Raw genomic sequence first — 15647 nt, forward strand, 5'->3', positions numbered from 1 at the left:
AGAAGTGTAAGTATCATTAAAGATCATAGAGAAAAAAAGCTAAGGAAACAATAATGAAAGTCATTACACTACTACTTTTATTTTTTTCAACCAGTATTCTTGCAAGAGACTGGGTAAAAATAAAAATCCCTGGAGCGAAGTGTGGGGATGGTATCAACTACTACGTTTTCTATAGCCCAAGAAATTCTAAGAAACTCTTTACTGAGTTCATGGGAGGAGGTGCTTGCTGGAGTCTCTCGACATGCTTTGGACCTAACTTAAGAACGTGGATGCACCCTATTCCAGAAATTCCAACTTTCTCAGTTCTAACTTCTGAGAATAAAGAGCTTACTCCATTTACTGAACACTCTTCACTCTACTTCCCTTATTGCACAGGAGATGTTCACTCGGGAGATCACTCCATTGATTACAGATTCTCGGTCACTGCTCATCACAGAGGATATAGTAATGTGGTTAAGACTATACGTTACTTAAAAGAAAGAGAAATTATTCAATTTGATCAACTAGAGGAATTTATTCTCTTTGGTTCAAGTGCTGGGGCCATTGGCTCTCTTGTTCATTCAAAAACTTTTGAACCTGAGCTTTCAAAAGACACAAAGAAATTTCTCATTTCAGATTCTCCAGGTCTTCACTTTGGAAAAACTTTTTGGGAAAAGTTCACCGCTCCTATGCTCTCAGACTTTGACGATAACTTTTCAAAAGTAAACCTCAATATAGACTTTACGGACGGTATGGTTGCTCATAAAACGGAAAATGTCTGCCGCTACTTAAGCAATTGGAAGATTGGATTTCTACAAGGAAGTCAAGACCTCGTCATGTCCAAAGTTTTTGGTAATATAAGTCCAGATGACCATAGAGACTATGTCTATTCGGACAGAGGTATTTTCGAAACTTCTAAGAAGACAAGAAATTGCGCAGCCTTTACCCCAGATACAAAGATGCATACTTTTCTATTACTAGAAAAGAGTGCGAGAATCGAGGCTTCAGGAGTGAATGCATTAGACTTTGTTCGAAGAATTTATTCGGGAAAAACAGAGCGCAGCTTTAAGTAGATTAAAGCTGCGAATTTGATTATTGATCTACAGATATTTTCACATTTACGAGCTTTGCTCTAATTCTCATAATGAATGATGGAATCGCTCCATCGCCCTTCTTTCTTCCAGGTAGAGTGTAGAGAGTTCGAAGGTAGAACTTCATTTCATCAAAAATTGTAGAAGTATCAATCTTTATAAAAATCCCTTCAGTCTTAATTTCTAGAGGAATAATTTTTGTTTCTTCTAAGTAATTTTCAAGATCAAATTTTATATCATCATGTAATTGATTTAGAGGAGGCAGCATTGTCTCAGAGATAAGAGGAATTGTTATTTTCTCTGTTAAGAATCTCTTAAGCGCCTTTCTCTTTAATTTAGAATCTACGTCATCAAAAGTAATTTCAGCTTTATCTTTGATTTTTGCGTATTGAATCTCCTGAACCATTCCTTCGTCGCTAACTTCATTAATTGGAATCAAGATTCCATTCTTCTTATCCATGGCATAAATTGTTACAGAATGCTTTCCATTTTTCTTCCCAAATTTAAGAGTCTTAATTTGAGAAACTGTTTCATAGATTGTGTCGTTTAACTTCTCTCCAGAAATTTTCTCAAAAGCAACAAGGAGATTTGAAACATCTTCATTAGTTAAAATATAATCTCCAACCTCAGCAAGGTATCTTAGAATATACATCGTAAATGTTAGTCCATCACCAACTGGAAACTCTTCGCTCATAGACTCTTTTACTAGAAATATTTGTTTGGCGACTTTTTCATAATCTTCTAAACCAAGCCCATGGAGAACTTGATTCTCTGATGAAGAAGTACTTTGAGGTACTCTTTCAACACTTAAGGCCCCTTCTGACTTTTCTGAAGCGCTACTAATTTCTTGTTTTTCAACAATTGTTGTCACATCTTTTGAACAAGATGAGCTAATTAGTAAGATAGATAGAATTAAAGGTAATTGAATGAATTTTCCAAGTGCCACACTTCCTCCGAATGTATAAATACACTCGTATATAAGCAAGATTTAGGCCAACGCAACACATTGATTTAACGTAGTTTAATAGTATGACATTTTGACACTGACCACTACTTTGACACCAGTTCTGGGTCCAAAGTACTACTCTACTGAAAACTCTTCTTGAAGCTTAAGATCATCTTCATTTATAGCATCTGGATCGTATTTCACTTCTTCAGCAACACTTAAATCAGGGTCATACTTATATCTATTCTCCCAGTCTCTTCCATCGGTATGCCTCTTCACTCTCTGTCTATTTCCAATCCCACGAAGGGACTTCTTCTTTGGGGATTTTTCAAAATTGAGTTCTTGAGTTTTTAGAAATTCTGCCTTTTCTTTTGAGATGACTTTTGCCAATGCCATTTTATCTAGAATATTGTCTACAGTTTCATTGGCAAACTTAGTAAGCTTTCTATCTTTAAAAGATTGAGAATAGCGAACAGGAGATGGAAGCAACATGGCGAGGAAGGCACCTTCTTTAGCCGTTAAGCTCTTAGGTGATTTCTTAAAGTAGTGTTTAGCTGCCTCTTTAATTCCATAAATCCCATCACCATATTGAATCACATTTAAATAAACTTCTAAAATCTTATCTTTTGAAACCTTCTTCTCAAGATAGAGAGTCGCCGCAAGCTCTTTTAATTTTCTTTGAACAGTGCGATCACTTGTAAAAAATAAATTCTTCGTCACCTGTTGTGAGATAGTACTTGCTCCACGGAGCTTCTCTCCCTTTAGTCCATCCATTGCGGCCTCTCGAACTTGGGAAATATCAACCCCTTCATGTTCAAAGAAGTCCCAGTCCTCGCTCAACATAATGGCTGAAGTTGCATTCTTAGAAATATTTTTTAAAGAACTCCACCCCTTCGGTTTCTTTGCGATTATTTTGTATTCTATGCCTCTCTCTTCTGTATAATTCATTCCGACATAGCCTTTAGAAAGCATATTTATCTTTGAAAAGGGTACGCTCATTCCGACGAGCCCCATACTAAATGTAATAAGTAGTAGGATAATTATAATGGTAATTTTATACTTCTTCTTCATAGGACATTCCTAGTTTGAAAATCTAATTTCTCTATTTTCAATATCATTATTCTTATTTTTAAATCCTGCACTAAACTTCTCAGCAAGGGCCGTTATTGTAAGAGATGGATTCACAGCAAGGTTTCCAGGAATAATACTTGCGTCGCAGACATATAATCCCGGATATCCATGAACTTCATTTCTCTCATTAACAACTGACGACTCGGCCTCATCACCAATAATGGCGCCACCTAAAATATGAGCGGTAGCAATAGAGCCAAGTCCTGCCTCCACACTACAATTAAGAGGCATTCCTTTAATATTTCTAGCAACAATCTGCGCCGCCTCTTGGGCAACAGGAATCGAAGTCTCCATTGTTTCATTTCCAAGGTCACCAACGAGTCCTTTAGAAAACCCATGAAAGAAACTTCTCTTAAAGTGAAACTTTAATTTCGTATCTACAGATTGCATCACAAGAAGAATCACAGAGCTATTGGCCCAATTACCTTTGAAGAGAATGGGAATGAAACGAAGAGATGAGCCAAGAAACTTTCCTATCATAAGAAAAGGCCTCTTAAGTCTATTAGCAGAGGGAGTCAGAGGAATAGTTAAGAGTTTCATAAAGTCACTTCCTACAGGATAGCGAACTCCTTCAATTTTTGTCTGTTTGTCTGGTTTTATTTGAGCGCCAATAGCAATTCCACGAGAGAGCTCTCTGTGGGTTTCAAAAGACGTTGCGCCAACAAGACTCTCACCATTTGTTCTAATATTATGTCCAAGATTAGTTGAAATATTTGGGAGGGTTTTAAAGTGGTCTCTATTTCTAAAGAGCAGATCAATCGTTCCCATCACTCCCGCACTTAGAATAATTCTCTTAGCTTTAAATTCTCTCTTATTCTTAAAGAGAATTCTTCCCGGTCGCTTTGTTGAAATAGTGAAACCTTCTGCGCTTGGGTTTATTTTATAAGCATGTGTATCAGCAAATACTTTTGTTCCCCATTTTCTAGCAAAGAAGAGATAATTCTTAACAAGAGTATTCTTGGCGCCGACACGGCAACCAATCATGCAGCCTCCGCACTTGGTACAAGTCGTTCGAGCGGGCCCATCTCCATCAAAGTATGGATCGGAAACATTCTCCCCCAACCTCTCTCTCATTAAGACACCAACTTGAGTAGGCTTAAAAGTATGTTCGCAGCCAAGAGATTTTGAAAGGCTTCTAATCTCTTCGTCATTTTCTTCAAGAAAAATATTCTCAGTCACACCAAGCATTTTCTCGGCCATGTGATAATGCCTATCAAGTTCTTGACCACCTTTAAATGATTTAGGCCATGGAAGATTTCTTAGAACGTCATCTTCAGGTCTAAGAAGAGTATTTGCGTAGACAAGACTTCCTCCGCCCACGCCAACACCATGGAGGACCATTAAATTTTTAAGAACACTAATACTTTGAATGCCGAAGCACTTTAATAAAGGCGCCCAAAGAAAACGTTTCACATTCCAATTGGACTTTGGAAAGTCTTCGTCTTTATAGTCTCGCCCCTTTTCCAAGATAGCGACACTATAGCCTTTTTGGGCGAGTCTACAGGCGCTGACTGAACCGCCAAAACCGCTGCCTATAATGAGGAAATCAAATTCTTCCATAGCTACCCCGAAATATCTCTATTCTAGACTAGTTTAGCAAAGAGGTGTGAAAGAGTCTAACAAACTGATTATACGATGAAATTGACGAATATTAGTGGCAGGTCTAAGAAGAGAGAGGCAATAAAAATGGCCGCCGAAGCGACCACCAATAAAATTATTTTTCGTAATTGGCCCGTAGATCACATCGATACTGACCGTAGAGGCTTTGCAAGAGTCCATTATGATCTCTAGTCATTTGTATATCTAACATACTCTCACCTAGAGTGTAGTTGTAATCGTCTTTTAAAAGCTCTTTTGCTTCTTTTATAGAAAGTAATTTCCCTTGCCAAGGAACCGTTATATCTTCCTTCGTTCCTTCAAGTCTGCCTTTCTTATCAAGCTTTATAGCAGAGATAATTCTTCTAGCGAAAATAGCACTTTGAGAATTTTCAAAGATTTTATCTCTATCATTACTAAAGTATGAACCAGTTTCACCAAATATATCTTTATTAGTAGAGAGGAAATCGTATCCCATCTCGGCCCACTTCTGTGCATACTTCCAAGTTGCTCTTAGATTCTTCGCCGAAACACAGGCCTTATCAATTTGATCTGAAGATAGAGTTTTCTCATCTTTGATATGATAATAGCTATTCTTAACTTCTAAATTACTCTTAGCGAAGTTCTTAAAGTCTTTCATAAAGAGCTTATTAACTTTAGCACTCTTCTTTCTCATGTGATCAATAAAATTCTTACCATAATCACCATAGATATAATTGATGACCTTGTCATGGGCCTCGAGAATTCTAAGATCAGCACCATCAGCTCCATTCTCACTTGTAAACTCTTTCTTACCTGTTATTGATTGAAGCTTAATTTTTAATGTATTTAACTCTGCAATTAATCTTTGAATTTCATCACTTGTCTTTGCCCCATTACCAGTTTTTAACAACTCAGAGGCTTCCTTAAATGTCATTTCTGTATTCTCATCTACTTTGATCGAAACTTTTGAAAGTTCATCACTGGCATCTTCTTTAAGCTCAGAGACTTCTGCGACTACTCTTTCAAAATGATATCTAAGATTTTTCAAGTAATTATTAAAATTGCTATCGCTACCATCTTCTAGTGCAATGACCTTATCTAGGTTTCCAACTTCATCAATTGATGTAAGTAATTCTTGAAGAGATCTATTTTGTCTTGAGACTCTCTCTCCATTTGTAGGATTAATAAACTTTTCTACATATGAATTTATTAGGTCGTAGTTAAGAGTTAATTTATCAAGGATTAAATCTCTCTGTGCAGACACTGGAATATCTGAAGAAGAGCTTAGAGGATTTAATATTTCAATAATTGGAGTAAAAAGTTTAACTCTCTCCTTTCCTATCGCTTCAACATGAGACATTCTAATGGCCTCAAGCTGGTCTGAAATTGTTTTTGAGTTAGATGTAATATTTCCTTGAAGATTGTTTAGAAGTTTAATAAGTTCTTCTACTTTATTTAAGTCTTTATAGTGAGTATCCGTTGAGATATCAAGGATCCCAGCTTCCTGCATTTTAATTCTCACATCATAGAAAGAGCAATTTAACTTTATAAATGTTAGACGGTCTTCATCATTTTTAAAATCAAACCTACCTTCAAAGAGATTATTAATGAATTTTAAAATAGAACTTACAACTAACCCTCCGTACGCCACAGAAACTCCTGCAGGCGAAGGTGAATAGAGTCCAAATTGAGAAAAATTTTGAATAATATTAGCAGAGTTCTCAAGAAAGCTTGAATCATCTAAGTGAGAACAGCTATTCTTACTAAATAATGTATTTAATCCATTAACTAGAGAGGCCATCTGCTCTCCATTAATACCCGTATTTGCAATTCCATCAGTCTCAGGAACCTCAACAGGATCTTTACCTTGAGCTTCTCTTGATTGATTAATATTATCTTGAATATCTTGAGCTCCAGCGAGGACTTGATCTAATGTTCCTTGGCTCCCATCGAGACAATCATCTTTAAAGATGGCCTCAATATTTTTAACACTATTTAAAATGACATCACTTCTTGTTGAATTAAGAGGACAGAAAATTGGTCTTGTCTTTAAAGTTAAATTTCTATCTTTTAGCTCATCAATTTGTTTAATGATTGATGGGTCTACTTTTATCTTAGATAGATTCCCTATACTATTTGATAAGGGACTCGCTCCGAAAATATAAGACGGGGAAAGAGAAAATAAAAGAAAGACTGCTAATTGATTGCGTTTCACACATACTCCATTTTTTAATTCAATGAAGTATAAGCAAGAAACATACCAATAGAAGTCACCGATATTTTGAAGTCTAAGCTTCCAACATCGTTAAAAGAATAATCAGTGTCTAAAGTTTATACAGTCTATTTAAGATTCTTTTGATAGAGATGACCGAGGGCCAATGTCCCCTCCATACAACCTTCGTAGAAAACTCTAAGCTTAAGAGATTGGTCTTTTAATTCTTCGTCTTCATTCTCAATTTTCTTAAGATGAAGAGTCAGTGGAACGCACGACTTCTTTAGAACGTTATAAGAAATATACTCGTTCAAAGGAAGTCCTTGAGGATCAATTTGATCCGCAAAGAAAGTACTTAATTCTATATGATTCTTAGACGCCAGAACGGCCATTCTTTCTTTATATGTTAATTCTCTTGAACGCGCCGCCATAGAAACAAAGAACGCGAAGACAAGGACAAATGCAATTTTCATTTATTACTCCGTTAATAAACAATTATTACATTAATACTGAGCACTAAGTTATGATAAATCAAGCAAATTATTCAAGTATTTTGAAATTTTCTCACACAGCTCTTGACGAGAGACGCAGACATCTTCTCCTGAACTCATTTCATAATTACCAGAGAGAAGTAGAGATTTTAGTCCGGGAACTTTAATTCTATCACTTTCCTTATCACCAATCATAAGACTATCTGAAAATGTTCCCCCTACCACAGCTAAGGCCTTCAAGTGCATTCCAGGATTTGGTTTACGAAGAAGAGAGTCAAATTTCCAGGCTTCACTCCCCTTATCTTTATGAAAAGGACAGATTTCAATATGATTAATTACTGCTCCTAAAGAGGCGTAGTAATTAATTAAACTCTTATGAAAAGTATCTACATCCTCTAAGCTATACATTCCTCTGGCCACACCAGCTTGATTAGTCACTATAACAACGGGAATTTTTAATTTATTAGCATTTTTTACAACATCAATCATATCTTTAAAAATAATTGAATCGTTATATTCATAAACATAACCAGAGTCTTCATTTATAATTCCATCCCTATCTAGAAAGAGAACGGGAGTGAGAGAAGATGGTTCCTCTTGGTATTTAACCAGAGGAAACTTTGCAAAGCCTTCTTTCGAGTTCTTCATATAACGAATACCTGTAGCGATATACTCATCTCGTTGAAAGTTGTTTTCAAAAAACTCACTTAGAAAAACAAACTCTGTATTCTCTCCTAGGCCAAACTCAGAAATATAACTCCAATCGACATGGTGATCTTCTTCGATAATAAGAGTATTTTCTTCTGGTGCAAAAATCTCAGAGACTTTAAGAAATTTAGAAAGTTTCGACACAAGTTCTTTAGAGTCAATATTCTTGTTTTTAATAAATAAATTTATCTCTTTCACGTTAATTCCTTAATTGAGCAGTTCACCTTAAAGGCCGCGCTCGTAAATTTATTCATTGGCTTAATTCTTATTTGCAGACGAAGTTTATCCACGTGTAGTTCAAAAGAGCTGATATCGCTTTTAAGCGGGAGGATTTCAACACCTCCTTCAAAAGAAAGATCACTTGATTTTACAACATGTACACCACTGGCCTGATACTTTTCGCCGCCAACTTCTCGGTGAAAGCAAGTTGCTTGAATAATATCAGGGTTGCCTATACCAATAAGAGGAAGAATAGATTTTGCAAAGAGCTTTGAATCCTCTCTCATAAACTCTGAGAGACAATTATAAATATCTAAAACACAGTCGTGGTAAGTTTGAACAACGATTTTATTTAATTCACTTGGAAGCTGGCCAGGAAGCTCACTATATCCGGCCTCTGTCCAGCGATGATCAAAGCGTCCAAAGAACTCAAGAGATGCCCTATCATGAAGCTCTAATGCCATCTGCTTGAATCTTCTGTCCACTCCATCATTTATCAGATCTTGGTAATATTTATTTTTTGAAAATTCTGAAAAGTACTGAGAGATGAAACTTTTTATCCCCGCACTCTTTGTATTTACAAATGCATGAGATTTGCAAAGTTTTAGAGAAATAGGAAAGATTCCCTCAGCGTTTTCAACGAGAATATCGGCCTCGTCCCAAGATTTATTATGAGATCCACCAGCGCTCTTGCCAATGACTAGAACTCGACTAATATTTGTTGGCAACTTAGGAATCAATTCCTCTACAACAAGTCCCGCAAGAGTTGGAAGATGCTTGATCAACGATGGCTCATGGACTCGTAACCAGTGGTCATATTCCGTCAGCTGCGTTCTAATATCTCCACCAAAAGAGCGAATAAAGTCACCTTCTATTTTGAAGTGCCTCGCTAGGTTCTGTGCGACTAGATATTCAAAGAGATTTCCCTTAAATTCATTAATTAGGGCCTCTTTCTGGGCAACAGTGTCAATTGGTTGATATTCACGCATATTTTTTCAACTTATCGGAAAAAGAAGTTTTCAATTTCATTATAGTCTAATAGACTTAGAATCGAAAATATCAAATTCCACATAAGTTGGAAAGGAAGCTAAATGGAGCACTTCCCCTCTGTTTTAGAGTCAATTAAAGACTTGAATAAGCGGCATATTGATGGAGTCCTAAGTTTGGCCCATCGATTAAAGAACCGCTCAGACACTCCTTTCTATTTTTCAAATAAAACTCCTATAATTGCCACTTCCTTTCTCGAAAATTCAACTAGAACAAAACATTCATTTGAGATCGCGATTTCAAAACTTGGCTGCACTTATATTGATTTCAATGCGGAGACTTCTTCTTTAAAGAAAGGGGAATCTCTTGAGCAGACACTTCTTACCTTGCACGATCAAGGTGTTGATCTCTGTATTATAAGAACCTCTGTCTCTCATCAATTAGCAGAATTTAAAAGTAAACCACCTATAAGAATTATTAACGGTGGTGATGGTGTAAACGAGCACCCTACTCAGGCCCTCTTAGATATATTCACTCTTATAGAGAATGGAATTGAATTAAAAGATAAGGTCTTCTGTATCGCAGGTGATAATATTCACTCACGAGTTGGACATTCTCTTATTGAATTACTTCCTCACTTTGGAGCTAAAATACTTCTCTTTGGACCAAAGTCTTTTCAACCAGATGATCTAGACGAGAAAATTGAAGTCACTTATGACCGAGAGGAAGTTTTAAAGAGAGCAGATATTCTCTATCTTCTAAGAGTTCAAGCAGAGAGACATAGTCCAGCAGAAGGAAACCAAGTTGAAAATTATGCAGAGAACTTTGGTTTTACTCTTTCTATGATTGAGTCAATAAATAGAAAAGTTCCTGTTCTTCACCCAGGGCCTGCCAATATTGGCGTTGAAATTTGCAATGAATTAATTAACTCAAAGTACTACTTAGGTCATGAACAAGTGAGAAATTCAATCTACTTGAGAATGGCGCTTATACAATCTATGTTACAAAACGGAGCAAAGAATATTGGATTCAGCGAAAATACTTTTTTCAAATTCTAATTTCTATCACTCAAGTCTTCATATAAAATTCTTATACAGCATTGTTTTCTTTAAAATAAGGGAGAGACGTACCCATGTCTAATATTTTTGATTTTCATACATCTTTAGAACAATCCACAGTCTTTATTCACTTTGATGACGGACAAGTTTTTACAGGAAAGGTGAATCGTCCAATTGATGACCCTGAAATGCAAGAAGGGATTTGGGGAGAAGCTGCTTTCACAACAGGAATGAGTGGCTATCAAGAAACAATGACCGACCCCTCTTTTCTAGGACAGCATATTATTTTCTCTAATGCTCATATTGGAAATTATGAATATGATGAGAGAGTTAATCAATCCACAAAGATTCATGGAACGTGTTTAATAGCGAGAAACTTTTCTCCAAATAAATTCTTAGAAAAAACAGAAATTCCTCTCATTAGTAATCTCGATACAAGAAAGCTTGTTAAGTATCTAGTCAATAAAGAAGGAAGCCATAAATCAGTAGTCACAACGAGAGAGAGTGCTCCAACTAGTGAAGAGTTTAGAAATAGCAAACTTATCTGTGAAAATTTATCTCGTGTCTCAATTAGTAAGAGAGAGGTCTTAATAGATGGGGATAATCCAATTGTTATCATTGATTATGGAATAAAGAAATCCATCATTGATAATCTAAAAGATCTTAATCACCCACTAACGATACTTCCACACACAGCAAGCGCCAAAGAAGTCATAAATCTAAAACCAAGATTAGTCTTCTTATCTAATGGTCCGGGAGACCCGAGAAATTATAAAAATGAAATAGCGGTTGTAGAAGAACTTCTAAAAACTGATCTTCCTCTTAGAGGAATATGCCTTGGCCACCAGCTTATTTCTCTCGCACTTGGAAGTGAGATAATAAAACTTCCCTTTGGGCAAAGAGGTGTCAATCATCCATGCTTTGATACTGTGACAGGAGAGATCCTAATAACTAGTCAAAACCATGGTTACTCTGTTGATGAAAAGAGTTTTCAGAAAATTTCCTCAGAGAATATTTCAAAGAGAAATTTCTTTATTCAACATATCTCTCTCTTTGATCTCTCTGTAGAGGGAATATCTTCAACTGATCAAAAGGTTAAGAGTGTTCAATTCCATCCAGAATCAAACCCAGGTCCTAGTGATGCTGCAATATTCTTTAAAGAAATCGAAGAGTACTTGAAAAAATCTAATCATAGTGAAATTAAATTAGACGAACTCCACCCGATGATTGATGTTCATAATCTAAAGAAGAAAGATACACCATATAAGAAAATTCTCCTCATCGGATCTGGTCCAATCAAGATTGGACAGGCCAGTGAATTTGATTACTCAGGAACACAGGCCTGCAAGGCCCTTAAAGAAGAAGGGATTGATGTAGTCCTCTTAAATTCAAATCCGGCCACGATTATGACTGATCCAAACATGGCCTATAGAACATACATTGAACCTATTACCAAAGATACAATTAAGAAAATTATCCAAAAAGAAAAGGTTGATGCTGTTCTCTCAACAATGGGGGGGCAGACGGCGCTAAATATCTGTATCGAATTAGCAGAAGAGAACTACCTTGAAAACAACGGCGTCGCCCTACTTGGTGCAAATGTAGACACTATTAATAGAACAGAAGACCGCGCTCTCTTTGCTATAGAATTAAACAAGCTAGGTTACCAGACAGGAAAGAGATTTAGAGCACATTCAACAACTGAGGCCATAGAATTAGCAAGTAAGAGCGTTGAATATCCTCTCATTATTAGAAGAGACTTTGCTCTTGGAGGAAAAGGCGCTGCTCTTGTTCATAATATTAACGATCTCAATGAAGTCTTTACCAGTGATTTAAAATTTCCAATAACAATGGAAAAGTCCCTTCTTGGCTGGAAAGAAATTGAGCTAGAAGTGATGGTCGATAAAGACAAAAATGGTGTTATCATCTGCTCCATTGAAAACGTGGACCCCTGCGGAATTCACACAGGCGATTCCATTACAGTAGCACCTGCACAAACCATAAGTGATCGCTGCTACCAACAACTTAGAACCATGTCTCTTACTATAGCCAAACATATGGGTGTTGTAGCAGGTGGTGCCAACGTCCAATTTGCAATCAATCCCGAAAACGAAGATGATATAGTTGTAATAGAAATGAACCCTCGAGTTTCTAGATCTTCAGCCCTCGCCTCCAAAGCAACAGGCTATCCGATAGCAAAAATCTCAGCACTTCTTGCCATTGGATATACATTAAGAGAAATTCTTAACGATATTACCAAAGCATCACCAGTCGCCTTTGAGCCTACCTTAGATTATGTTGCTGTGAAGATTCCTATTTTTCCATTCTCAAAATTTCCATCTTCTTCACAAGAACTTGGCCCACAGATGAGATCAGTTGGAGAAGTCTTGGCCCTTGGCTCGTCTTTCAATGAAGCTTTCTTAAAAGCTCTTAGATCACTCGAACTAGGGTTAGAGATTCCTTCTCTCTCTCAGTTAAAGACTGCTCCAGTAACAATGAGCAGAGAATATATTGAAGAAAGACTCGCAAGCCCTTTGCAGCTTTCTCTTTTAAGCGCTCTTGAAGGACTAAGGCAAGAGATGTCAATTGAAGAGGTTCAAGAAAAATCTAAAATAACAAAGTGGTTTATCGATCAAGTCTCCCTAATCTATGTTGCTGAACAAAAATTGAAGCTTGATAAGAACTTACTAGATTCTAGAGAGAACTTACTCAATTATAAGAGACTTGGTTTTTCAGACAAGTACTTAGCACTTCTAACAGATCAAGGACAAAAAGATATTCTAAAGAAGAGGTTTGACGAAAAAATCTTCCCTGTCTTTAAAGCAGTTGATACTTGCTCTGGTGAGTTCAATGCAAGAACCCCTTACTTCTACTCTACCTACTGGGAAGAGAATGAAGCCTTATCACTAAGTGAAAAAGGAAAATCAGTACTTATTCTAGGCTCTGGACCAAATCGAATTGGACAAGGAATTGAATTTGACTACTCCTGCGTAAAGTCCTGCCAACAATTAGAAATTGAAGGCATTCAATCAATCATGGTTAATTCAAACCCTGAAACCGTAAGTACAGACTACGACAGCTCCAATAGACTTTACTTAAGTCCGCTCTATTCTGAAGATCTTTTTGATATCCTCCTAAACGAGAATCCTTATGGAGTCATCACATCATTTTCAGGACAAACAGGTATCAATATTCGCTCTTATATTGAAGATAGCTTTAGAAATGAGTTTAAAACATTTAACTTCTTAGGTGCGGATTTAAATACATTAAATCTTACAGAGGATAGAAAGTTATTTAGTATGGCCACCAAGAAAGTTGCCCTATCTCATACAAAGTCAAAAGAAGTTCAAGGTTATAAGAATTTGATTAATGCCCTGACTGAAATTGGACTACCAGTAATTATTAGACCTAGCTACGTGATCGGTGGAGAGAGTATGTATATCTTCCACTCACATGAAGATGTAGAAAATCTACCAAAGCCACTACTTGATCAGTTAAAGACAAGCTCTACTATTTTTCAAGTAGAAACTTACTTAGAAGAGGCCATCGAATATGACGTAGACCTTATCAGAGACACAGAGGGAAATTGTGTTTTCACCGTATGCGAGCATATTGAGTACGCAGGTGTTCACTCAGGTGATTCAGGAATGATTTCTCCTCCAATACAATTAACTGATAAACTTAAAACTCAAATGAGAGAAATTTCAGAAGATCTTGCAAGAGAACTCAATATTATTGGCCCTATTAATTTCCAATATGCTGTTAAAGATGAATTAATCTACTGTATTGAGGCCAATCCAAGAGGGTCAAGAACTCTGCCGTTCTTAAGTAAAGCAGTGAACTTCTCTCTTCCACAAATTGCAACGAGAGCAATGCTTGGACAAACGATAGAGCCATGGTTTGAAAAAGAATCGAAACACTTCTGCGTAAAGCAATCAACTTTTCCTTTTGATCGCTTCATTCAAGACAATATTATTCTTGGACCTAAGATGAGATCAACTGGAGAAACTCTAGGAATTGATAGTAATAAGAATCATGCTATTCTAAAATCATATCTAGGAAATTATCCAAATATTAATAAGCCTGGAAAAATTCTCATGTCTCTGGCCGATCAGAATAAGGCAGCTGTCCTTCCTTATTTAAAACCCTTACAAGAAAAGGGCTACACTTTCTGCGCCACAGGTGGAACTTGTCGCTTTATAAAAAACCAAGGAATACCTTGTGAGCAAGTTTCAAAGATTGACGAAGAAGATGGGACAACACTTATTGATGTTCTCCGAGAAGATCAAATTGTAATGGTCTTCAATACTCCTATGGATAAAGGCTCCTCTAAATCAGATGGTGAGCATATAAGAAACTCTGCTATTGCTTACGCTATTCCTTGTTTTACTAGAGCTGAGAATATCATCGCGGTGATTGAGTCTATTACAGATAGTGAACTCGAAGATTTAAGACCACTTAGCTTACAGGAAATGCACCAATGAGTTCTATGAAAAATATTTTTGTTGCCCTAGACGATATGAATAGAGAGGAAATTTTTCATTTTCTAGACAGTAGCGCGGGAAGTATTTCATCTGTCAAAATGGGCCTAGAAATTTTCAACCTCTATGGTAGAGAATTTGTAAAAGAAATCAATAGTAAGTATGGGGTAGATATTTTCCTTGATTTAAAATTACACGATATTCCAAACACCGTAAGTAAGGCCATTAAGTCTTTAGAAGGACTTCCAATTAAGTTTCTAACGATTCATCTAAGTGGTGGATTGAATATGATTAAATCCAGCATTGAATCTAGAGATCAATATCTTCCAAATTGTAAGGTCCTAGGAGTGAGTATTCTGACCTCTCTAGATGAAAACGATATAGAAAGTATATGGGGAGTAAGAGACTCGAAGGATCTTTTTTTTAAACTCTTTAGTCTCGCGAACCTAGCGGGAGCTGATGGCGTGGTTTGTTCTCCCAATGAATTAAATATTTTAAATGAATTAGATCACAATCTCATATCAATGTGTCCAGGAATTCGCTTTCAAGATGAGATAGATCAGCAAACGACAGGTGATCAAAAGAGAGTCCTCTCACCATCTGATGCTTTTTCAAATGGTGCCACTTATCTTGTGATGGGAAGGTCTCTGACGAAATCTAAAAATCTAAAAGAGAGAATTCTTGAGTTAGAAAGTATTAAATAACTTTTCCAAAAAATTTCCAAAAATATGCCCACTTTCGTGGGCATAGAAATACTTAACCTCTC

General features: G+C 36.5%; 11 protein-coding genes. 4 read left to right on the plus strand and 7 right to left on the minus strand.

Annotated elements, in window-relative coordinates:
• Positions 1 to 53 precede the first annotated feature (53 nt).
• Complete coding sequence (locus CES88_RS03955; protein WP_290731253.1) at positions 54 to 1052, plus strand: pectin acetylesterase-family hydrolase; 999 nt, start codon at positions 54 to 56, stop codon at positions 1050 to 1052.
• 19 nt (positions 1053 to 1071) lie between these two features.
• Here the strand turns inward: CES88_RS03955 and CES88_RS03960 are convergent, their stop codons facing one another.
• The 7 genes from CES88_RS03960 to CES88_RS03990 all read right to left on the minus strand — a co-directional run bounded on the left by CES88_RS03960 (position 1072) and on the right by CES88_RS03990 (position 9344).
• Complete coding sequence (locus tag CES88_RS03960) at positions 1072 to 2016, minus strand: hypothetical protein (RefSeq protein ID WP_290731255.1); 945 nt, start codon at positions 2014 to 2016, stop codon at positions 1072 to 1074.
• A 135-nt stretch (positions 2017 to 2151) separates the two neighbouring features.
• Positions 2152 to 3087: a biosynthetic peptidoglycan transglycosylase gene (locus CES88_RS03965; RefSeq protein ID WP_290731258.1), complete on the minus strand. Its 936-nt coding sequence runs from the start codon at positions 3085 to 3087 to the stop codon at positions 2152 to 2154.
• A gap of 9 nt (positions 3088 to 3096) precedes the next feature.
• Positions 3097 to 4707, minus strand: coding sequence for a GMC family oxidoreductase (locus CES88_RS03970; RefSeq protein ID WP_290731261.1), 1611 nt, complete (start codon positions 4705 to 4707; stop codon positions 3097 to 3099).
• A gap of 154 nt (positions 4708 to 4861) precedes the next feature.
• Positions 4862 to 6940, minus strand: coding sequence for a hypothetical protein (locus CES88_RS03975; protein WP_290731264.1), 2079 nt, complete (start codon positions 6938 to 6940; stop codon positions 4862 to 4864).
• 125 nt (positions 6941 to 7065) lie between these two features.
• The gene (locus CES88_RS03980; RefSeq protein WP_290731267.1) at positions 7066 to 7410 is read right to left on the minus strand and encodes a hypothetical protein; all 345 of its coding nucleotides are present in this window, start codon (positions 7408 to 7410) and stop codon (positions 7066 to 7068) included.
• Positions 7411 to 7458: 48 nt separating this feature from the next.
• Positions 7459 to 8334 carry an HAD-IIIA family hydrolase gene (locus CES88_RS03985; RefSeq protein WP_290731269.1) on the minus strand — a complete coding sequence of 292 codons (876 nt, stop codon included), beginning with the start codon at positions 8332 to 8334 and terminating at the stop codon, positions 7459 to 7461.
• Positions 8331 to 9344 (minus strand): hypothetical protein, encoded by a 1014-nt coding sequence (locus CES88_RS03990; protein ID WP_290731272.1) that lies wholly within the window; start codon positions 9342 to 9344, stop codon positions 8331 to 8333. The genes CES88_RS03985 and CES88_RS03990 overlap by 4 nt, the downstream gene beginning before the upstream one ends.
• 102 nt (positions 9345 to 9446) lie before the next feature.
• Here CES88_RS03990 and CES88_RS03995 point away from each other — a divergent pair, with 102 nt between their 5' ends.
• From CES88_RS03995 to pyrF, 3 genes are all read left to right on the plus strand, one after another.
• Positions 9447 to 10400 (plus strand): aspartate carbamoyltransferase catalytic subunit, encoded by a 954-nt coding sequence (locus tag CES88_RS03995; protein WP_290731275.1) that lies wholly within the window; start codon positions 9447 to 9449, stop codon positions 10398 to 10400.
• 74 nt (positions 10401 to 10474) lie between these two features.
• Complete coding sequence (gene carB, locus CES88_RS04000) at positions 10475 to 14884, plus strand: carbamoyl-phosphate synthase large subunit (protein ID WP_290731278.1); 4410 nt, start codon at positions 10475 to 10477, stop codon at positions 14882 to 14884.
• The gene (gene pyrF, locus CES88_RS04005) at positions 14881 to 15585 is read left to right on the plus strand and encodes an orotidine-5'-phosphate decarboxylase (protein ID WP_290731280.1); all 705 of its coding nucleotides are present in this window, start codon (positions 14881 to 14883) and stop codon (positions 15583 to 15585) included. The genes carB and pyrF overlap by 4 nt, the downstream gene beginning before the upstream one ends.
• Positions 15586 to 15647: the final 62 nt, after the last annotated feature.

Origin of the sequence: Halobacteriovorax sp. JY17 (assembly GCF_002753895.1) — a bacterium.
Taxonomy (GTDB): Bacteria; Bdellovibrionota; Bacteriovoracia; order Bacteriovoracales; family Bacteriovoracaceae; genus Halobacteriovorax.

What these genes read in the sequence shown, in the direction of transcription:
- CES88_RS03965 (WP_290731258.1), bottom strand. Translation starts at nt 3,087, where the DNA reads ATGAAGAAGAAGTATAAAATTACCATTATAATTATCCTACTACTTATT.
- CES88_RS03995 (WP_290731275.1), top strand. Translation starts at nt 9,447, where the DNA reads ATGGAGCACTTCCCCTCTGTTTTAGAGTCAATTAAAGACTTGAATAAG.
- CES88_RS03955 (WP_290731253.1), top strand. Translation starts at nt 54, where the DNA reads ATGAAAGTCATTACACTACTACTTTTATTTTTTTCAACCAGTATTCTT.
- CES88_RS03970 (WP_290731261.1), bottom strand. Translation starts at nt 4,707, where the DNA reads ATGGAAGAATTTGATTTCCTCATTATAGGCAGCGGTTTTGGCGGTTCA.
- CES88_RS03980 (WP_290731267.1), bottom strand. Translation starts at nt 7,410, where the DNA reads ATGAAAATTGCATTTGTCCTTGTCTTCGCGTTCTTTGTTTCTATGGCG.
- CES88_RS03990 (WP_290731272.1), bottom strand. Translation starts at nt 9,344, where the DNA reads ATGCGTGAATATCAACCAATTGACACTGTTGCCCAGAAAGAGGCCCTA.
- pyrF (WP_290731280.1), top strand. Translation starts at nt 14,881, where the DNA reads ATGAGTTCTATGAAAAATATTTTTGTTGCCCTAGACGATATGAATAGA.
- carB (WP_290731278.1), top strand. Translation starts at nt 10,475, where the DNA reads ATGTCTAATATTTTTGATTTTCATACATCTTTAGAACAATCCACAGTC.